Below are 21,371 nucleotides of genomic sequence, written 5' to 3' on the forward strand. Positions count from 1 at the left end.
CGGTTTTTTCCCTGTTGCTTTACAGGAGCTGTCCATAAAATGCAGCTTATAATTTTAGTTAATATTGAAATATATTTCAATATTTTCTTATGATTTTTAGGCAGTTATAATAGGGCCATAGGAAATAACTTAGCCAAAGAAAACAAAGAAGGAGTGGACATCGTGTATATCGATCCTATTATCATTCAATACCCGGAAGGGCTGGAAAAAGACCGTTTCGTCATCGCAACCTATTACTGCGGAACCAAACGGAACACGAATATGATGAAGTTCGCCGCTGCTCTGGCGTGCGAGCAGACCTGCGGAACCTGGATCCAGGTACCCCAGGAAACCGCCGAGGTGCGTGAGAAATGCATCGGCAGAGTCGTCGGCGTTTATGAAGCGCCTTCCTACCAGATCGAGCTTCCGAAGGAAGTTGAGGAAAGAAACTTTATCGTCCGTATCGCCTATCCGTGGGCCAACTTCGGCGAAGCGCATTTCGCGATGATGCTGAGCGCCGTGATCGGCAATATCTCCAGTTCCGGCAAGGTCAAGCTGATCGATCTGGAATTCCCGGATTCCTTCCTGAACCAGTTCCAGGGCCCGAAGTTCGGCGTCAAGGGCATCCGCGACCTCCTCGGCGTTTACGACCGCCCGCTGCTGAACAACATGATCAAGCCCTGCACGGGCCTTTCGCCGGAAGCGACGGCCGCGCTGGCTTTTGAATCCGCCGTCGGCGGCGTGGACGTCATCAAGGACGACGAACTGATCTCCAACCCGGTCCACTGTCCGCTGGTGAAAAGAGTTAAGGCGGTCATGGCCGCTCTGAAACGCGCGGACGAGGAGAAGGGCGAAAAGACGCTCTATGCCTTTAACATAACAGACAGGACGGAGAACCTGAAGGACAACGCTTACAAAGCGCTGGAAGCGGGAGCCAACTGCCTGATGGTGAACTACAACACGATCGGTCTGGACGCGACGAGAATGCTCGCGGAGGACAAGGATATCAACGTTCCGATTCTGGGACACTCGGATTATACGGGAGCGCTGTACGAGTCCCCGTGGTCGGGCGTGAGCGCGGGCCTGATCGGCGCGAAGCTGCCGAGGCTGGCCGGTGTGGATATGATCATCGCCCTGACGCCTTACGGCAAGTTCCCGATGATGATGGATACGTTTGTGGACAGCGGATACCGGATGCTGTCCCCTCTGGGCAACATCAAGCCGGTGTTCCCGATGCCGGGCGGCGGCACGACGCAGGGTCACGTGGAAGACGTCGTCAAGAAGTTCGGCAACGACGTGATGATCGCGAGCGGCGCGGGCATTCACGGCCATCCGATGGGGCCGAGGGCCGGGGCAATCGCCTTCCGTCAGGCCATCGACGCCGCTGTTTCCGGGCAGAACATGCTGGAAGCGGCAAAGCAGCATAAGGAGCTGCAGGCGGCGTTTGACGCGTGGGGCTACTATCAGGAAGGCAAGACCGGCATCTTTGATCTGAAGGGCTGATTGTTTTTCAGGAATTTTAAAAGAATTGAGATGTTAAAAGCAGTTGAATGTACGCATGCGTACATTCAACTGCTCCATTTAAGAACTTTATTTTCCAATACAAACTAATAAAATATTCAGAATCTTGAATTAAAAACAGGTTTCTTCCCGTATTGCGTAAAAGGACGCCAATAGGGGGAGTGCCTTTTCCTTATATTTGTTTATGAACTGCCCGGTTTCTTTTCCAGTGCGATTGTCTGGTTCCGAAACCGCCCGCAGCCGATTGAGGGCCGCGGACGGATCAATAGATTCGGAGAAAAGTTTTTTGAAAGGGTTGGAGTTGATTGCAGAAATCTTCCTGGCAGGGTCAGAACCAGGAAGTGCAGTAAAACAAATTACGGGAGGAATTGTATTGAAACAGAAAAAGTATGTGGTTGGAGTGGACTGTGGAACAACAAGCAGCAAATCGTTTGTCTTTGACCTGGAAGGGAACTGCCTCGGTTCTGGACAGATCATGAACCCGCTGACGTACCCCGCGGTCGGACGGGTGGAGTGCGACGGAGAGGAACTGATTAAGGTCCTGCATGAGACGACCCGCCTCGCTATTAAGAACAGCGGGGTGGACCCGGAGGAAATTGCCGGGGTAAGCTTCGACATGTTCCGCTGCACTATGGTGACTCGCGATCGGGACGGCGGGTTTACCACGCCGATTATTATCTGGCAGGATCTGCGCAGCGCCGAAATGCTCCCGAAAATGAAGGAGCAGCTTGCGGCGGCGGGAATGACGCCGGGTGACCTTTACGACATGTGCGGAATGCCGCTGGGCGGCGTCAACCCATCCGGAAAATTGCAGTGGGTAAAGGAAAAGAAACCCGAGGCGTATCAGAATGCCGTCAGAATCCACACTATGATGGGACTTTTGACCAAAGCCTACGGCGCCGACGACTACTACGACGATATCAACGACACGCCGTGGCTTCAGCTGAACGGGCCGGATTTCAAGTACAGCGAAAAGCTGTGCAAGGTATTCGGGGTGGATATCGACAAGCTGGCTCCTCTGAAAACGACGGGAACGATCATCGGAAAAGTATCTCCCGAAATCGCGGAAAAGACCGGGCTTGCGGTCGGGACTCCACTGGTCATGGGTACGGGCGACCAGCAGGCGGGATGCCTCGGCTGCGGCTGTGTCAAGGAAGGCACGGGCTATGCCTGCGGCGGTACGGCGGGCATTACGGCCGGAAAATCCACCAGGCTGCTGAGGGACCCGGCGAAGAAATGCTACATATTGGGAACGCCCGACGGAGCATGGGTCATGGAAGGGCAGGCGAATGCCGCGGGCAGCGCCTTTAAGTGGTTCAAGGGAGAATTCTGCGATGTGGAAAGCATGACCGCGAAGTACTTGGGGCTGGAGGCATATGACTTTCTGACGAAAGCGGCCCAGAAGTCCAGCCCGGGTGCGAACGGATGTTTTTTCCTTCCCTATCTGCAGGGGGCGAACACGCCTAATTACAACGCGGATGCGCGCGGCACTTACATAGGGATGACCTTCGCCCACACGAGGAACGATCTTGTCCGCGCGACGATGGAGGGAATCTGCTTCGATATCCGCGATATGCTTGAAGCAATGGTAAAAGGAAATGTTCCCAATTTTGATGTTGTCCGGCTGACCGGAGGAGTCGCCAGGTCCGGTTTCTGGTGCCAGATGCAGGCCGATATTTACAACAGACCCTGTGAAACCGTGGCGGTGGAGGAAGCCACGGGACTTGGGTGTGCCATGGTCGCTGCCGTCGGCGTCGGAATCTATCAGGACTTTGAGGAAGCCGCCGCGCACATGGTTAAGGTCACAAAACGCTATGAACCGAATCCCAAAAATGTTCCCATTTATGAAGATGCTTACCAGACCTGGAGAAAAGTGTATCAGGCGCTCAACGGGGAAGCCTATTCCGCTGTTACGGCGTTCCAGGAGAAATACCGCTGAGCGATCCGTAGGAACCGACGGGAGTTTCCCGCAGTTTGTAAGGATCGCGCGGAAGCTTCCTTATACGGATTTTATAAATCTATATTACAGGAGGAATGAAAATGGTAAACGCTGTTAGTGTGATAGGAGCATTTGCAGGAGGATGTATTGGAGCGCTGGTCGGAGGAAACCCGGCTTTTGTCATCGCGGGTATTGTCGGGGTCATTTTTCTTTCCATGGGAAACGTGCCGGCTGCAGCGGTTCTGCAGCAGACTGTGGAATACACGCTGTTCACCCCGTGCATCTGTTTTGCAGGCGGCGTGGCTGCGCTGGCTTTTGCCGCCAACAAAAGGAAATACGATATTAACGGCTTGAACCTCAATAAAGCGCTGGGTTTTACAAAGGACCCGATGACGGTTTTGGTCGGGGGGATTTTCGGCCTGTTCGGTTTTCTGTGCCTGAACCTGGCCGTCTATTTCAAGCTGCCGCTGGACGCGGGCGCCTTGACGGTGATGCTTTCCGGATTTATCGTCAGGCTGCTGTTCGGCAACCGGACAATCGTGAATCCCAAATTAAACGAAAATCTTCTTTTTCATAAGGATGGCATCCCGCACTGGGCCTTTAAAATACTGGTCGGTCTGGTGGTTGCGACGGTAGCGGCCTATGCCGTTCATCTGACGGGCATTGCAACGACCGGGTTTTACATCAGTGCCCTTTCTCTCATCTTTTTCCTCAGGGACGGCGATTTTCCCGTTACCCACCATGTTACCCTGATCGCGGGCTACGCGACGCTTCGCTCCGGCAGCGTGCTGACAGGCATCCTGTTCGGGGTGCTTGCCTGCATTGTGTTTGAACTGTATCAGAATATCATCAATTCCAATGTGGACTCCCATATTGACGCTCCCGCGTCCACCATTGCCACTTTAAGTCTCGTTATATTCACTGTCTTCCCCGCCTGAGCGGAAACGCCGGGCATTCAGCTTATACCGCCTCACCGGCCGTTGGCCGGCGGGGCGGCAGAAAATAAGAAAAAATCAAATTGTCCCCGGGGCTGTGAAGTATGATTCATGAAATTAAGATTTTTCCCAAAATTCAGACATGGTTGTCATTATACAATAATTGATAGATATAATGAAAGTGGACGCTGTTCAATACATGATGGTGAATTTTATGTGCCGACATCACTATGGGAGGAAAGAGTAATGAAAAGCGAAGTGTACAATCAGTCTGTTTGCATTATGGATTCTGTCGCGTATCTGTACTACATTGAAAAAAGGACTCTTGCAGAAATTTCGCAGGATTTAGGCATTTCCAAGCCTACCGTCTCGCGGCTTCTGAAGAGAGCGGTAGAGGAAGGCGTTGTCGAATTCAAAATTTCCAAGCCGTTTGCGGACTGCATTGATCTGGAAAAGAAGATTATGAGCCGCTATGATCTGAAATCGGTGATTGTCGTCCCGGTATTGGAGCCGGAAAAGCTGCTGAATCCCGAAGAGACCAAGAAAAGGGTTGCGCTGGAAGGGGCCCGCTATGTACAGCGGATCGTTACGGACGACGATATCCTCGGTTTGACCTGGGGTGGTACGATGTATCATCTGATCCAGTATCTGAACCCCTGCCGGAAGGTGAACGCCAAAGTCATCACGATGCACGGCAGCATTGCCGACTGTGACGAAAAGCTGGCGGTCAACAACCTTGTACGGCGCGCCGCCATGGCTTTCGGCGGAAAAAATGTGTCGATCTGCGCGAACGGCCTTGCTGACAGCAGGGAACACTGCCGTCAGATTCAGGATGACACGAAATTCCAGAAAATATTTTCCCTGCTGAAATACATCAATATTTCCGTAAGCGGGGTCGGGGTGTTTTATCCCAGCGTGGATTCCCTGCTGGCTTCCTCCGGCTATCTGAAGCCCCATGAAATGAAGGAGCTGATCGAGCAGAAGGTGTGCTGCGATTTCTCCCTCCGTTTCATTAACAGGGACGGCCAGGAGTGCGAAAGCAGCCTGAAGGACCGGACCCTTTCCATCGGACTCGATACATACAGGCAGATTCCCTGCAAAATCGTGGTGGCCTCCGGCAGCAAAAAGGCGCATGCCATCCGCGCTCTGCTGAAAGGAAATCTGGTCGACGTCCTTGTTATTGACTATTATCTTGCAAGTGCCCTGTACGCGCTTTGAAAGCGGTCGGAAACGGGTGCGGGTACCTCCCTTCTCAACTGGTACCCGCGGCTGTTTATATATAGATGATGTTTTGAAATATTGGTTGAAACACCTTCCCATGAAACGTAAGACCTCCTTTGAAACATCCTTGCGATATTGCGGGTTTTCTGAAACGAAATCAGAAAGCCCGCAATTCGTTATCGGGAATTCCCCGGACTGACGCAGGTCATTTCCAGCGTCTTATACTCCTGCGGCGCAGACGGTAAACAGGATGGGATAAGCCTATAATTTTAGTTAATATTGAAATATTTTTCAATATTTTCTTATGATTTTTAGGCAGTTATAATAGGGCCATAGGAAATAACTTAGCCAAAGAAAACAAAGAAGGAGTGGACATCGTGTATATCGATCCTATTATCATTCAATACCCGGAAGGGCTGGAAAAAGACCGTTTCGTCATCGCAACCTATTACTGCGGAACCAAACGGAACACGAATATGATGAAGTTCGCCGCTGCTCTGGCGTGCGAGCAGACCTGCGGAACCTGGATCCAGGTACCCCAGGAAACCGCCGAGGTGCGTGAGAAATGCATCGGCAGAGTCGTCGGCGTTTATGAAGCGCCTTCCTACCAGATCGAGCTTCCGAAGGAAGTTGAGGAAAGAAACTTTATCGTCCGTATCGCCTATCCGTGGGCCAACTTCGGCGAAGCGCATTTCGCGATGATGCTGAGCGCCGTGATCGGCAATATCTCCAGTTCCGGCAAGGTCAAGCTGATCGATCTGGAATTCCCGGATTCCTTCCTGAACCAGTTCCAGGGCCCGAAGTTCGGCGTCAAGGGCATCCGCGACCTCCTCGGCGTTTACGACCGCCCGCTGCTGAACAACATGATCAAGCCCTGCACGGGCCTTTCGCCGGAAGCGACGGCCGCGCTGGCTTTTGAATCCGCCGTCGGCGGCGTGGACGTCATCAAGGACGACGAACTGATCTCCAACCCGGTCCACTGTCCGCTGGTGAAAAGAGTTAAGGCGGTCATGGCCGCTCTGAAACGCGCGGACGAGGAGAAGGGCGAAAAGACGCTCTATGCCTTTAACATAACAGACAGGACGGAGAACCTGAAGGACAACGCTTACAAAGCGCTGGAAGCGGGAGCCAACTGCCTGATGGTGAACTACAACACGATCGGTCTGGACGCGACGAGAATGCTCGCGGAGGACAAGGATATCAACGTTCCGATTCTGGGACACTCGGATTATACGGGAGCGCTGTACGAGTCCCCGTGGTCGGGCGTGAGCGCGGGCCTGATCGGCGCGAAGCTGCCGAGGCTGGCCGGTGTGGATATGATCATCGCCCTGACGCCTTACGGCAAGTTCCCGATGATGATGGATACGTTTGTGGACAGCGGATACCGGATGCTGTCCCCTCTGGGCAACATCAAGCCGGTGTTCCCGATGCCGGGCGGCGGCACGACGCAGGGTCACGTGGAAGACGTCGTCAAGAAGTTCGGCAACGACGTGATGATCGCGAGCGGCGCGGGCATTCACGGCCATCCGATGGGGCCGAGGGCCGGGGCAATCGCCTTCCGTCAGGCCATCGACGCCGCTGTTTCCGGGCAGAACATGCTGGAAGCGGCAAAGCAGCATAAGGAGCTGCAGGCGGCGTTTGACGCGTGGGGCTACTATCAGGAAGGCAAGACCGGCATCTTTGATCTGAAGGGCTGATTGTTTTTCAGGAATTTTAAAAGAATTGAGATGTTAAAAGCAGTTGAATGTGCCGATGCGCACATTCAACTGTCAGATTTAAAGAGATATTTTACCAATGAAGAATTATTTATTGCCTTCTATCTTGGGGCAATAGAGGTCCCGTTTACCCAAATTTTCGGTGTTGGCTTTGATTCATAAGCTTTCCTGGTCTGCTTATGAGACGAAAAGGACGGAGGAGTAATCATAATGTATGATGTTGTAATCATCGGCGCCGGGGTTACCGGGTGCTGTATTGCAAGGGAATTATCACGGTATCAGCTGAACGCGTGTGTGGTGGAAAAGGGCGATGATGTCGCTTCCGGCACTTCAAAAGCGAACAGCGGAGTCATTCATTCGGGGTTTGACGCGAAGCCTGGGTCGCTGATGGCGAAATTAAATGTGGAAGGCAACGCTCTTCTCTGGAAACTGGCGGAAGAACTGGATTTTCCGGTGAAAAAGAACGGCGCTCTGGTGGTTGCCACCGACGAGGAGGAAGTAAAGCATCTGGAACTTCTGCTCGATCAGGCCCGTCAAAACGGGGTTCCGGGCGTACGGATCCTTTCCCGTGAGGAAGTCATGAACATGGAACCCAACCTTACGGATAAAACGGTGGCGGCTCTTTACGCACCCACGGGCGGAGTGATCGACCCGTTCAACCTTGCCATTGCCATGGGGGAAAACGCCAACGTGAACGGGGTGGAGTTCCGGTTTGAGACGGAAGTCCTGCAGATCCGTAAAAAGAACGGAAAATACGAGCTGGAAACCAATCACGGAACCATTGAGACGAAATGCGTCGTCAATGCAGCCGGTGTTTATGCGGATAAATTCCACAACATGGTGAGCGAAGAAAAAATACATATTACCGCGCGCAAAGGAGAATATCTGCTGTTTGACAAAACGGTGGGGGACCTTTTCACCGCTTCCGTTTTCCCGGTTCCGGGAAAAATGGGAAAGGGGATTCTCATTGCGCCCACTGTCCATGGAAATTTATATGTCGGCCCCACCGCCAACGACGTGGAGGATAAGGAATCAACCAATACCACGCAGGATATCCTGCAGGTTCTGACGGAAAAGGCAAAGGCCAATCATCTGTCAAAACGGGTGATTCCCATGAATAAGGTGATTACCTCTTTCGCGGGCCTGCGTGCGCATCAGGACAAACATGATTTTATTGTGCAGGAGGTTCCGGACGCCGAGTACTTCTTCGACGCCGCGGGAATCGAATCCCCCGGACTGACCAGTTCGCCCGCGATCGGGGTGATGATGGCGAAGATGGTTTCGGAAAAACTGAAGCTGAAAGAAAAAACTGGTTTTGTTTCTGCCAGAAAAGGGGTTTTAAAGCCCGAAAAACTCACGGATGAGGAAAGAAACGAACTGATTAAGAAAAATCCGGCGTACGGCAATATCATCTGCCGTTGTGAAATGATTACCGAAGGGGAAATTGTGGACGCGATTCACCGGCCTTTGGGGGCAAAATCCATGGACAGTATCAAAAGAAGAACCCGCGCGGGCATGGGCAGGTGTCAGGCCGGCTTCTGCACGCCCAGAACGATGGAGATCCTTTCCAGGGAACTGCGGATCGATATGACCGAAATCACCAAAAAGGGCGGCGGTTCCCGGCTCGTTGTCGGCAAAACCAAAGAACTGTAAAAGGTTTACATGGAAGAAAGGCATGATGAATGATGAAGTCATATGAAATTGTTATTATCGGCGGGGGACCCGCCGGGCTTGCGGCGGCTTTGGCGGCGAAGGAATCGGGCGTCGGCAGCATCCTGATTCTCGAAAGGGACAGGGAACTCGGCGGGATTCTGAACCAGTGCATCCACAACGGCTTCGGACTGCATACCTTCAAGGAGGAGCTGACCGGACCGGAATATGCCTATCGGTTTATTGAGAAGGTTCTTGAACAGAAGATAGAGTATAAGCTGAATACCATGGTCATGGATATTACGCAGTCCAAAATCGTCACCTATATGAACAGGACGGAGGGCATGGTACATATTCAGGCAAAAGCGATCATATTGGCGATGGGCTGCCGGGAAAGGCCCAGAGGGGCGCTGAACATCCCCGGCTTCCGGCCGGCCGGCATTTTCTCCGCGGGCACCGCCCAGCGGCTTGTCAATATGGAGGGCTATATGCCCGGCCGGGAGGTCGTTATTTTGGGTTCGGGGGACATCGGCCTGATTATGGCGCGCAGAATGACGCTGGAGGGTGCCCATGTCAAGGTGGTCGCCGAAATTATGCCGTATTCGGGCGGACTCAAGCGGAACATCGTGCAGTGCCTCGACGATTTCGGGATCCCTCTCCGGTTAAGCCATACCATTGTGGATATCCGGGGGGTTGAACGTGTGGAAGGGGTCACCATCGCGCAGGTGGATGAGCACATGAAGCCTGTTCCGGGAACCGAGGAGGATTACGACTGTGATACCATCCTGCTTTCCGTGGGCCTGATCCCGGAAAACGAGCTGTCGAACAAGATAAACGTTCAGATGAACGCCGTCACCAGCGGGCCGGTCGTCAACGAAAGCCTTGAAACCAATGTCGAGGGGGTATTCGCCTGCGGGAACGTCCTTCATGTGCACGATCTGGTGGATTATGTTTCCGAAGAAGCCGCTCTGGCGGGAAAGAACGCCGCAAAATACGTGCTCGGAAAATTCAGCGGTCAGGAAAATTCCGCACATACCATTACGCTGGAAGCGGTTGACGGGGTCCGCTACACCGTGCCGAAAACCGTGAATATCGGCCGGATGGAGGACACGGTCAAGGTGCGTTTCCGTGTCGGGAATGTCTTTAAGGACAGCTATGTCAGCGTTTACTATGACGATGAGCGGGTGCTGCACCGCAAAAAAATCATTATGGCCCCCGGGGAAATGGAGGATATCACCCTCGACAGGAAAAAGCTGCTGGGATATCCCGATTTGAAGAAAATTACCGTTAAGATCGAAAAGGAGTAAGGAGCATCATGGAGAAGAGAGAACTGATCTGTATCGGCTGCCCGCTCGGCTGCATGATTACCGTAGATATGCAGGACGGTAAAGTGGTGAAGGTGACCGGGAATACCTGCCCGCGCGGAGAAAAGTACGCTGTAAAAGAAGTTACATGTCCCACAAGGATCGTAACCTCTTCGGTAAGGGTCTCCGGCGGGGATATTCATGTGTTGTCCGTGAAAACAAGGGAAGCGGTTCCCAAAGAAAAAATATTTGACTGTGCAAATGCTCTGAAAACCGTCAAGGTGGCCGCTCCGGTCAGAATCGGAGACATCATCTTAAAGGACGCGGCGGGAACGGGGATTCCTTTTGTGGCCACCAAAAATGTGAAATTCCGAAGCTCCCTCTGAGAAAATTTGGTTATCTCCCGTTTTTTCACTGCGCGCAGGGGCGCGCACCGTGTGATTTTTCCTCAGCCTTATTACAGATCTTTTATTGGACACAGCGATCGTTGTACAAAGAAATATGCAACGTTCCACTCGGGGAATAAACCTGACGGCAGGTTTTATATGGGTTGGAATCGGTTACAGCGGAGCTTTTCGGTTGGGTCAGGACTAAAAGCTGTGTAAATTTTTAAGGCGAAGCATCAAATGCCGCGGTCATTGTGACTGCGGGAAAAGTATTGAAAAGGCTTATAAAGGGAGGAAAAACAATGGCAAAGTATTTGATTGGTCTGGACAGCGGGACAACGGGACTCAGGAGCAAAATTTATGATTTGAGCGGGAACGTAATTGCGCAGGGATACCGCGAGTATGACTGCGTTTACTACAAGCCCGGATGGATCGACCAGGACATCAACATGATGGTCGAGGCGATGTACGACTCGCTGGCGGAGGTTGTGGCAAAGGGGAAAAAGGCCGGTGTGGATCCCAATGAAATCGCGTCCATCGGCTTATCCACCCAGCGTATCCTGCATATGTACGTCGATCAGGACGGCAATGTCATGCGCAACGGCATGGGGATTTCCTGGCAGGATTCCCGCTGCGAGGCCGAAGCGAAATGGATGAGTGAATTCGGCGACGAATACACTCAGATCACGGGCCTTCCCGTGGGTACCGCCTGGGGAAGCGGCAAAGTAAAATGGGTTTTGAATAATGAGCGGGAGACCTATGAGAGGGCCTCCAAAATTCTGACCACGCAGGAATATTTCCTGTATAAGCTCGGTGCGAGGGACGGCTGGTTCCAGGATTGGTCGAACGCCTCTTATTTCGGACTGCTCGATGTGCAGACCATGGAATTCAGCGATCCGCTCCTGAAACGGTTTGGCATCAGCAAGGATAAGCTGCCCAGCCTGGTCGGTTCCGGCTGGCAGGTGGGAACGATCGACAAATACGCGAGCGAGCGCACCGGGCTGCCGGTCGGCATGCCGGTCTGTACCGGCGGCGGCGACCAGCAGTGTGCCGGAATCGGCGCGGGCGTTATACGCGAGGGCCTGTGCGAGGTGACCTTCGGAACCTCCGGAGTCAGTCTGGCCGCTCTCGACACACCTAAACACGATCCCAATAAGAAGGTTTCCCTTTCGGCCGCCGCTTTCCCGGAAAAGGCGTGGGAGTCCGAAGGACTGCAGATGGCGGCCGCCAGCAGCTACCGTTGGTTCCGCGACACCGTCGGGCAGGTATGCAAGATGATCGAACCGATTACGCAGACCAGCCCTTACCAGATTCTCGACAGGCATGCGGAAAAGGCGCCTGTCGGCAGCAACGGCGTCATCTTCCAGCCGTATCTGGCCGGGTCCAACTGCCCGAACTACGACGGCACGGCCCGCGGCGCTTTCCTCGGGCTCAGCTTCAAGAGCGATTTTGCGTCTCTGGCGCGCTCGGTGCTGGAAGGCGTAACTCTGGAAGCCAGAAGTGTTCTGGAAGCGTTCTATTCCTTTATTGATATCGACGAAATCATCCTGAGCGGCGGCGCGACCAATTCCAAGTTGTGGTGCCAGATTCAGGCGGACGTTTACAACCGTCCCGCAACGATGCTCAGGGAAGGCGAATGCACGGTCATGGGTGCGGCCATTTTGGGCGGCGTAGGCGCCGGCGTGTTCAAGAGCGTGCAGGAAGGCGTGGACACGATGGTCAAGAAGGTAAGCACCTACGAGCCGAATCCGAAGACGGTACCGCAGTATAACGAACTGTACGATTTATTCAAGACCGCCTACAGCTCGCTTGCGCAGGGAGATTTCTATAAAAAACTGAACAATTTTACTGAAAATCATTAACAGCATTCCCGGTTGCGAAAGCCTGAGAAGGGCTTTCGCAACCCCGCAAAAAGGAAGGAGTTCATCATGTTAAACCGGTTAATGCCTCCCGTATTCAAGTACGACGTTGGCAATATGAAGGATTTGAATGAACGGATTAAACGCTGGTCGGATTACGATCAGATTCCCAAAATAGAACTGGAGGACGTGATCGTCGGCAGGGACGCCATCGAGCGGCTTCCCGAGGCGCTGCAGTCCCTGAATGTCCGGGCCGGGCGCAGGGTGCTCGCGGTCATGGACGAGACGGTCATTCTCCGCAAAGGCGAAAAGCTGAAGGAGCAGGTGCAGGCGCTGCTGACCCGGGCGGGTTACGCCGTGGAAAAGCTCGTCCTCAAGGGAGACGAGTACGGGGTCGTTCACGCGGACGCAAAGCAGGTGGAAACGGTTCAGTCCCGTCTGGACAAAACCTGCGCGGTCATTTCCGTCGGATCAGGAACCGTTACGGATATTGCAAAGCACGCATGCTTCCTCTATCAGAATGAAAACGATTGCGAACGCATCCCGCTGATTTCCTTTATGACGGCCAATACGGTACCTGCCTACACGTCCCGTTCCTCCATTATTTCCAAGGACGGCGTCAAGCGGACATGGCCTTCCCGTACGCCGAATATTGTCCTGATGGACGTGCAGACCCTGATGGACTGCCCGCTGCACTATACGGTGGGGGGAGTAGGCGACCTTTTCCCGGTGTTCGACGCTTTCGCGGACTGGTATCTGGCCGACTGCATGGGCACCGCAACGGTATTAGACGCCTGCTGGCGCATTGTGGACGACATCAAGGACCTTTTGATCCCGTATATGGAAGAAGTGGCCAACCGGACTTCCGCCGGAATGGAAGTGCTGGGGAAATGCCTGCTGGTGACCGGGCTCACCATGACGTTTGCGCAGGACTCCGTGCCGGTTTCCGGCTATGAGCATGTCATCAGCCATCTGCTGGACATGACTGCGGATTACGACAAAAGAAAGACGGGGGTGCACGGTCAGCAGGTGGGTGAATCGGTGCTCCTTGCTCTGATCAATATGGAAAAGCTCGTCGCCCGCCTTGACAAGGAGCTGGCGGACGGCGGAATCGATATCGGCAATTGCTATCCTTCGGAGGAAGAAATGCAGAAAAAGGTTCTGGATACGTTCCGGCCGATCGACCCCACGGGGAAAATGGGCCGCGAATGCTGGAACGATTACAGCCAGAAGCTGAAAAAATGGAACGATAACCGTCCGAAGTTCGAAGCGTTCCTGAAGGAGTGGCCCGAACACCGCGCCGTCCTCAAAGAACTTCTTCCGCACACGGCGCTTGCCTGCGCGCGGGCGCTGAACAAAGCGGAGCATCCTCTGCTGTTCGGCGAGCTGGACGCCCCTGTCACGGAAGAGCGCTTCCGCTGGGCCATGCGCTTCGCCAATCTGATGCGCAAGCGGTTTACTTCCGCCGATTTGACCTATTTCCTGGGGTGGTATGATATGGATTGGGAAAATGACATTATCAGCCGATATTATGAAATAGTGAGAACCGTGCGCGCTGAGAATTCATCAGCGGCCCGCTAATAAAATCAGACTTCTTGACGCGGGGGAAAGAGGGAGTCTTTGGAGGTTAACCATGAGCGACAATCGTATTAAGGTAAACGCGGACCCCGACCGTCTTTTGGACAGAATCAAATGCTTTGCGCTGGATATGGATGGGACGATCTATCTGGGGGAGCAGTGGATAGACGGGGCAAGGGACTTTTTGAAACGGGTGGAGGAGACCGGGAGAAAATATGTTTTCATGACCAACAACTCTTCCAAAAGCGCGGATGTATACTATGACAAGCTGGAGCGGATGGGGCTGAAGATCCGTCCCGAGCAGCTGATTACCTCCGGTCACGCGACCGTCGATTACCTGAAAAAGAATTTTCCTGGCAAAAAAGTTTTCCTGCTGGGGAACCCCATGCTGACCGCGGAATTTGAAAAAATGGGAATCCCGCTGGACGACGAGCATCCGGACCTTGTCATCACCGCATTCGACACCTCTCTGGATTATAAAAAAATGTGCAAGGTCTGCGATTTCGTCAGGGAGGGACTTCCGTACATAGCGACGCATCCGGACTTTAATTGCCCGACGGAAACCGGGTTTATTCCGGACGCCGGCTCCATCCACGCTTTTATAGAAGCGTCCACCAAACGCCGACCCGACAAGGTGATCGGAAAACCGAACCGTGAGATTGTGGCGTATACGCTGAAAATGACCCACTGTACGGAAGAAGAGACCGCCATGGTGGGTGACCGCCTGTATACGGACATCGCGGCCGGGGTCAACAACGGGCTCACGGGAATCTTTGTCCTCAGCGGCGAGGCACAGCTGAAGGACCTTCCGGATTCGGATGTCAAGCCTCATCTGATTTTTGATTCCGTTAAGCAAATCATTCCCTATCTGTAAAATCGGTCCTTGTCATACATTACTGAAAAAGGGGGACGGAGGAATGTCCATCAGACTGATTGCACTGGACGTGGACGGTACCCTGACCGATGAAGAGGGCAGAATCAGCGCGGAAAATGCTTCCGCGGTCAAAGCGGCCATGGAATCCGGAATTCAGGTGATCCTGGCTACGGGCAGGCCGCTCCAGGGAGTGGAATCCATCTGCCGGGAGCTGGGAATGAACGGGCCGCTGATTCTGGGAAACGGGGCTCTGGTCCTGTCGGGGGACGAAGTGTGGTATCAGGATTTTCTGGACCCGGAGGATTTGCGCGCCGTTTACGAACAAGGAATAACGGTCGGCGGCATCTCCATGCTGGCCTTCCAGCCCGAGGTCATCCCCTACTGGTTCCCGCAGGACATGGACAAAAACTGGCTGTCGGATATTCTGGATTCGTTCCGGCTTTATAAGCGGTTCGACGTCCCTGCGGCGGCCGACCTGCCGCTTGAGCGGGTGAACAAGGTCATGTTTCTGGGCGATGCTCAGTCGGTCGCACAGGCGCTGGCCACATGGCCGGAGAAGATCGGGCATCTTGCAACGGGGCGCTCCTACCCCTATCTGGGAGAGGTCAATACGCCGACGGCCAACAAGGGCAAAGCGCTTTCCATTGTGTGCGGGCGGCTGGGGCTTTCTCCGGAGGAGGTCATGGCGGTCGGGGACGGTGAAACGGATTTGCCCATGCTTGATTTTGCAGGGACGGCGGTGTTTGTTCGCCGGGGCTCCGCAATTCCGAAGCTGCCTGGCGGCGCGCTTGTGGTTCCGACGGAAGAGCGCGACCGCGGCGTCGCCTGGGCGCTGACGCACTGTATGTGATTTTGGGCTTTCTCAGGCAGTCGTAAATTTTGCACCCTTCATCCTGATTTTTCATCTTTTTACAGAATTTACGCACTGTCCTTTATTTTTAGCAGGCTGCCGGTTCGCTCGTAAGAGCGAACCGGCAGCCTGCTTTTTACGAAAGTGCCCGCGAAAAAATATCTACGGAGAGGAAAAATATATCGAACCAGATATATTCCAAATTCATAGAATGATAGTGAATATATTGAAAGCCTGAAAGAAAACAGGCCCGTATTTTTGCGGATCAGAGCCCGTCTCAGGACGAAAGCTGTACGCAAATCCCGTTTTTAGTCATTTTCAGTAATCCACAGGGAGTGATGCAGATATGGGTCGTAAAAGAACTCTCAGCCTGTGTGTAATTGTGCAAGAGGAAGAAAGCGCTGTAGAAGAATGTCTTGAGAGCGTGGGGGATGCCGCCGACGAGATTATTCTTGTCGATATCGGTTCAGCCGGGAAAATTGCGGAAACCGCAGAAAAATTCGGAGCAAAGGTTTATTCCTTTCCGTGGAACGGCAGTATCAGCGACGTCAGAAATTATTCCATCGGCAAGGCGGGAGGAAAATGGGTCCTGCTGATGGACGACTGCGAGGTGTTTGAAAAGAGCGGCCGCGAAGCCCTTGTGGACTACGTTCAGCACTCCAGAAACCATGGATGCCATTTTACCGTCCTCAGTCCTGCGGAAAATCCCGAAGGCGGACCGTGCTATACAATGCCCAATACCCTGCGCCTGCTGCGCAACGACGGACTTTACTGTTTTCGGGGGAAGGTGCGGGAGCAGCTTTGCAGAAAGGACGGCAAAAAGGTCGCGAAGGGATTGTTTGAGCGAAGGGATTTCAGAATTTACCGCTTCAGCCGCTTTGAGGAAGCCGCGAAGGAACGCCAAAAGAGAAAAGAGAATTGCGCGGCCCTTCTGAAAGAGCTCGAAGAAGAGCCGGAAAATTCATTCCTTCAGTTCCATCTGGGCAATGAGTATCTGTCGGATTCCGATTATAAGAACGCGGCCTGCTTTTATGACAGGGCATACGCCAATATGGATGAGACGCAGCCTTACGCGCCCCATCTGGTTTACCGGCGCGCAATCGCGTATGATCACTTGAAGCAGTATGAGCGCTCCCTGAAAGCGATTGAAGAGGCGCTCGCCGTTTATCCTCAGTGTACGGATCTGGAACTGCTCCGGGGTGCGGTTTATTCGGAGTGGGGAAGATATACGCTGGCAATTGACAGCTTTCAGCGATGTATGCGGATGGGCGATCCTCCGCCCGAACTGAGGCTGGCCGGGGACGGTCCGGCCGGGCCGCTTTTGCTTCTTGCGGATCTGTACGTCCGGCTCTGCGATTACGAAAGAGCTTTCCAATGCTACAAGCAGGCGGTCGTGCAGGAACCCTTCCACTACCAGACCCTTTATTCCGTCGGGCATGTCCTCAACCAGATGTATGAGGATAAACGGACAGCCGTCGCGAAGCTGACGGCGTTCTTTTCCAATCTGGAGGACCCGCCCAACCTCATCGTGCTCACGGATATTCTGATCGAGGAAAAGCTTTACGCTTACGGCGTGGTTTACTGGGATATTCTGGCGAAGCAGCCCGAATACGAACCGGACAAAACTTTTCTGCGGGCGAAGCTGTATTTTTATACGCGGGAGTATGAAAAGGCATGGAAACTGTTTGAACCGCTGGCGGCCGCGCGCCCCGCGGGCGCCGTTTTGCGGCAGGCCGGCAGGGAGAGCGCGGAGTACCTGTATCTTTTATCCCTGATTCTGGACAACGGAAAAACAGGAGAGTGTATCCGTCTGGCAAAAGGCGGCTGCGGCGAAACAACCGTCCGTACCTTCCGGCAGATTTGGAACGTATACCGGGGGAACGGCGAGCTTGCTTTCCGAAAGGATGAAAACTGGAAGAGAGTTTTAAATGCAGTGACGGTCCTTTTTGACAGATTGATCCGCGCGAGGGAGTTTGATCTGTTTCAGAAGCTGCTGTATGTTTTAAACGACATAAACAGTCCCGCGGCGTTGACTGCTTTGGCCGGCGTGTATTTCAGCAACGGATACGATACGCTGGCGGCTGACCAGATTGTGCGTTCTGTCAGAGAGCTGAATTATCTGGACGACGCAGGACTGAATATTCTGCTCCGCACAAGCAGAAAATAGAAATCTTCTAAGAAATGCGATAGCCGGGCGCGGATGCGGCCGGCTATCGTGCTTTTTTTAGCTTTAACAGCAAAAAAAGAACCGAAGAAGCAAATTTTTTTGCCCGTTCGGTTCGTAATGATTTCGTTTTAATTACTGTTTGCGCTGAAAGGACTCACAGTCCGTGCACTCTTCCATTGTCGGGTTAGCCTCGTGGGTACCGACCTGGATGCAGTCCAGACTACAGTAGTCCTGGCTCTGGCAGTGATATTCACACTGGTCAACAGAACATTTTATACTTTCATTGGCTTTTTTTCCATTGTTCATCATTTTAAAAGACCTCCTTTCCAACAGCTATTTTGTCCATGAAAATGCAAAATATCATTGGAAAGAGTTTGAACTTGCAAAACAAAAAATTAAAAAGGATGAATATGGAAATGCTGATGACCGCTTCCCGGGTGCCTGTGGTAGTATTCGTCGATCAGATTTGCTTTTTTCAGAAGCTCTGTGTCCTCCAGCAGTTCCTGAGCCGGCTTGTCGGCGGCAATGGTGTGGTTTTCGTCAAACAGGACCGCTCTGCCCGCGATCTCCTGCACCATCTCCAGGTCATGCGTGGAGGAGATCAGCGTTTTTCCGGACTCGTGCAGCTGGATCAGGAAAGACACGAACCACCGCTGTGTCCGCGGGTCAAGCCCGTTCAGCGGCTCGTCGAAAACAAGGATCTCGGGGTTCAGCGCCAGCACACAGGCAATGGCCACTTTTTTCTTTTCGCCGCCGCTCAGATGATACGGCTGGCGGTGGCGGAAATCCCGGATGTTCAGGAGTGCGAGGCAATCGTCCACCCTTTTTTCGACTTCGCTTTCGTCCATGCCCATCTGACGCGGACCGAAGGCGATTTCGTCATACACGTCGGAACAGAACAGCTGTGTGTCCGAATTCTGAAACACGAAGCCGACCCGCTGATGAAAGCGCTTGGAAAACACGGGATCCTGCATTTTTTTCCGTGTAATGCTTTCCCCCGCGAACCGGTATTCTCCGCCGTCGGGGAAGATAATGCCGTTCAAAAGCTTTAAGAGGGTGGATTTCCCGCTTCCGTTCACGCCCATCAGCACGACGGACTCGCCTTTTTCGATACGCAGGCCGATATGCTTCAGCGCGGGAATTCCCTCGTAGGAATACGATACGTCGTTTAATTTAATCATTGATTTCTTCATCCTAAATAAACAAAAATGGCGATGAACGCGGCATGGACCATGACATACAGAAAATCCGCCGCCGTAAAACGGAAACGCCGCCGGACGCGGTAGCTGCCGGTAAAGCCCCTGCATTCCATCGCGGAGTACATGTCCTCCGCCATTTCCTTCGAGCGGAGGAACAGGGTCCCGGCGATCCCCGAAAGGGAGGAGTATTTTCCCGTGTTTTTTCCCACCGATCTCAGCTTCAGCGAATAAAACAGGTCCAGCGACAACTCGCCCAGCAGGACGATGTACTTAATGGTAATATCCAGAACAAAAATGAAAATATCCGGAATAAAGAAGCTTTTCAGCGCGCCGGTGACACAGTGCCAGCCCGTGGTGTGGGAAAGAATGCCGACCGCCGTGACGGTCGCGAGCGTTTTCAGGGGGATCATCACCAGGCTGTACCGGTTCCCCATAAAAAACGACGGAAGGAGGATCAGAAACGAAAAGAAGGAAATGACCAGTCCCGTTTTTAAAATGCGGAGAATCCTTTCGGCGGGCATCAGGCTTAAAGCCGCCAGCAGATACGCCCCGACGGCGGCGAGAAACCAGATATTTCTGGAAAGGGAAAGCAGCACGATCAGCAGAAACGTACCGGCAACCTTCCAGAGCGCGTGTACGCCGTGTTTTCCGCCGACATAGCCGCTTTGCGCCCGGATGCGCGACAGGATGCGCAGCAGGGAGAGAATACTTTTATCGATAAAGGTGTCCCTGTCGGGAAGCAGTTGGTAATTTTCATCCTTCAGCAGCCATTCGGGCATATCTTACGGTTTCCTTCCAAATTTATTCGTGAACGCCGTGATTGTTCTTTTTGAGGGAAGATACGATTTTAAATACGATCAGCAAAACGGCGACGCCGGCGACTGCCGAAAGGATGTATCCCGCGACTTCGGGGATGCCGCCGACCGAATAGTCGGGCATCATCGCTTCAAAGCTGAAGCCGTTTTGCATTCCCTGAGGGATAAAGCCGAGCGCCCTGCCGTTGGAGACGACCTCCCCGATTTCGTCGGCGCCCCATTCGCCCCAGGCGGTTCCGGTGGCGAGCAGGCCGAGCGGCGTCAGCAGAATCAAAGCGGCAAGCAGCCCGTATACGGCTTTGCTTTTTTCTTTTGCCCCTTTGTATATCGTGCCCGGGGAAACCTTTTTAATGAATGCGAAAATGGCGGCGGTGAAGGCCGCTTCCACAACGCCGGCAACCAGAAGGTGGGGAATCAGCATGGCCGGGATGGCGACGGACAGGGGATAAGGGCTGTAAAGCGCCTGACCGGCGGCGTCCCGGAACAGAAGCGGCTGAATGCCGAACTCAATCGCGGCGCACAGCGCGGCGGTGTTGATGCCTATGTACGAACCGATGACAATTCCGAGATATTCGCCTTTTTCGGAACGCACCCTGTCCCTGATGAACTTATAAATGAAATACCCTACAAACGGTAACACGAACGCCATGTTGAAGCAGTTTGCGCCGAAGGAAAGGATTCCGCCGTCGCCGAAAAACAGGGCCTGTATCAGCAGCGCCACCGAAACGGAAATACAGGCCGAAAACGGCCCCAGAAGGATCGCCAGAAGGGTCCCGCCCACCGCGTGGCCGGTTGTGCCGCCCGGAAGCGGAACATTGAACATCATCATTAAAAAGGAAAAGGAAGCGCCGATCCCCAGCAGGGGCATTTTGGCCCTGGTGATTTCCTTTTTCACCTTTTTTACGGAAACCGCCCAGAACGGAACGACGGCCGCGCCCAAAGCGGCGCAGGTGGCGGGGCTCAGATAATTGTCGGGAATATGCATGTTACAACCTCTCCAATCACAAAAAATAACCCAAAAAGAACTACTTCAGTAGCTGCTTTTTGGGTTCATCAAATTCAAAAGAAATGTTTGATTGCGGCCTTCATGGCTTATATTGACATCATTTTACCACAGCACAGGACTTTTGTCAATTAAGGAACGGCGCGGTATTCCTGAAAACGGATGGAAAATATTTCAAAATTCCTCATATTATTATTGACATTACGACGATCAGGAGTCATAATTTAATCGGAATAGATCGTTGACGTATTGCGTTTTGAAAATTCAGTCTGTATTCCTGTGTGCAGATCAGACCGGGCCGGTTGCTGTAACCGGCCCGGTCTGATCACCTTACGGGCCGGATCGCTGTTCCCGGAAATTTTGAAGAGAACCTCTC

At 53.1% G+C, this 21,371-nt stretch carries 17 protein-coding genes; 13 read left to right on the forward strand and 4 right to left on the reverse strand.

The genetic code is table 11. From position 1 onward, the window contains the following. Positions 1–162 precede the first annotated feature (162 nt). The 13 genes from VXK30_RS03900 (at position 163) to VXK30_RS03960 (ending at position 17,978) form a co-directional block, all read left to right on the forward strand. Complete coding sequence (locus VXK30_RS03900) at positions 163–1,482, forward strand: RuBisCO large subunit C-terminal-like domain-containing protein (RefSeq protein ID WP_329494145.1); 1,320 nt, start codon at positions 163–165, stop codon at positions 1,480–1,482. 391 nt (positions 1,483–1,873) lie between these two features. After that, positions 1,874–3,439 carry an FGGY-family carbohydrate kinase gene (locus VXK30_RS03905; protein WP_275718013.1) on the forward strand — a complete coding sequence of 522 codons (1,566 nt, stop codon included), beginning with the start codon at positions 1,874–1,876 and terminating at the stop codon, positions 3,437–3,439. A gap of 101 nt (positions 3,440–3,540) precedes the next feature. Further along, positions 3,541–4,377 carry a hypothetical protein gene (locus tag VXK30_RS03910; protein ID WP_275718012.1) on the forward strand — a complete coding sequence of 279 codons (837 nt, stop codon included), beginning with the start codon at positions 3,541–3,543 and terminating at the stop codon, positions 4,375–4,377. A 243-nt stretch (positions 4,378–4,620) separates the two neighbouring features. After that, on the forward strand, positions 4,621–5,592 hold the full coding sequence (locus tag VXK30_RS03915) for a sugar-binding transcriptional regulator (protein ID WP_275718011.1): 972 nt from the start codon (positions 4,621–4,623) through the stop codon (positions 5,590–5,592). A 380-nt stretch (positions 5,593–5,972) separates the two neighbouring features. Beyond that, on the forward strand, positions 5,973–7,292 hold the full coding sequence (locus tag VXK30_RS03920; protein ID WP_329494145.1) for a RuBisCO large subunit C-terminal-like domain-containing protein: 1,320 nt from the start codon (positions 5,973–5,975) through the stop codon (positions 7,290–7,292). 228 nt (positions 7,293–7,520) lie between these two features. Next, positions 7,521–8,963, forward strand: a complete 1,443-nt coding sequence (locus VXK30_RS03925) for an NAD(P)/FAD-dependent oxidoreductase (RefSeq protein ID WP_275713204.1) — start codon at positions 7,521–7,523, stop codon at positions 8,961–8,963. A gap of 32 nt (positions 8,964–8,995) precedes the next feature. After that, entirely contained in the window at positions 8,996–10,267 is a 1,272-nt protein-coding gene (locus VXK30_RS03930) for an NAD(P)/FAD-dependent oxidoreductase (RefSeq protein WP_329494540.1), read from the forward strand. Between the two features lie 8 nt (positions 10,268–10,275). Next, entirely contained in the window at positions 10,276–10,650 is a 375-nt protein-coding gene (locus VXK30_RS03935; protein ID WP_275713200.1) for a DUF1667 domain-containing protein, read from the forward strand. 302 nt (positions 10,651–10,952) lie between these two features. Beyond that, entirely contained in the window at positions 10,953–12,512 is a 1,560-nt protein-coding gene (locus VXK30_RS03940; RefSeq protein ID WP_275713198.1) for an FGGY-family carbohydrate kinase, read from the forward strand. A gap of 66 nt (positions 12,513–12,578) precedes the next feature. Continuing rightward, the gene (locus VXK30_RS03945) at positions 12,579–14,090 is read left to right on the forward strand and encodes an iron-containing alcohol dehydrogenase (protein WP_275713196.1); all 1,512 of its coding nucleotides are present in this window, start codon (positions 12,579–12,581) and stop codon (positions 14,088–14,090) included. A gap of 52 nt (positions 14,091–14,142) precedes the next feature. After that, positions 14,143–14,961 carry an HAD-IIA family hydrolase gene (locus tag VXK30_RS03950; protein ID WP_275713194.1) on the forward strand — a complete coding sequence of 273 codons (819 nt, stop codon included), beginning with the start codon at positions 14,143–14,145 and terminating at the stop codon, positions 14,959–14,961. Between the two features lie 43 nt (positions 14,962–15,004). Next, positions 15,005–15,811, forward strand: coding sequence for an HAD-IIB family hydrolase (locus VXK30_RS03955; RefSeq protein ID WP_275713193.1), 807 nt, complete (start codon positions 15,005–15,007; stop codon positions 15,809–15,811). A 346-nt stretch (positions 15,812–16,157) separates the two neighbouring features. Continuing rightward, positions 16,158–17,978: a glycosyltransferase gene (locus VXK30_RS03960; RefSeq protein ID WP_275713191.1), complete on the forward strand. Its 1,821-nt coding sequence runs from the start codon at positions 16,158–16,160 to the stop codon at positions 17,976–17,978. 132 nt (positions 17,979–18,110) lie between these two features. On the opposite strand, the gene VXK30_RS03965 is transcribed toward VXK30_RS03960, so the two are convergent. From VXK30_RS03965 to cbiM, 4 genes are all read right to left on the reverse strand, one after another. Beyond that, positions 18,111–18,287, reverse strand: a complete 177-nt coding sequence (locus tag VXK30_RS03965; RefSeq protein ID WP_081928198.1) for a DUF1540 domain-containing protein — start codon at positions 18,285–18,287, stop codon at positions 18,111–18,113. An 86-nt stretch (positions 18,288–18,373) separates the two neighbouring features. Next, positions 18,374–19,159, reverse strand: coding sequence for an energy-coupling factor ABC transporter ATP-binding protein (locus VXK30_RS03970; protein ID WP_275713187.1), 786 nt, complete (start codon positions 19,157–19,159; stop codon positions 18,374–18,376). An 8-nt stretch (positions 19,160–19,167) separates the two neighbouring features. Then, on the reverse strand, positions 19,168–19,956 hold the full coding sequence (locus VXK30_RS03975) for an energy-coupling factor transporter transmembrane component T (protein ID WP_275713186.1): 789 nt from the start codon (positions 19,954–19,956) through the stop codon (positions 19,168–19,170). Positions 19,957–19,978: 22 nt separating this feature from the next. Continuing rightward, positions 19,979–20,977, reverse strand: a complete 999-nt coding sequence (gene cbiM, locus VXK30_RS03980; protein WP_275713184.1) for a cobalt transporter CbiM — start codon at positions 20,975–20,977, stop codon at positions 19,979–19,981. Positions 20,978–21,371: the final 394 nt, after the last annotated feature.

The organism is Caproiciproducens sp. CPB-2 (genome assembly GCF_036287215.1).
Classification (GTDB): Bacteria; Bacillota; Clostridia; order Oscillospirales; family Acutalibacteraceae; genus Caproiciproducens.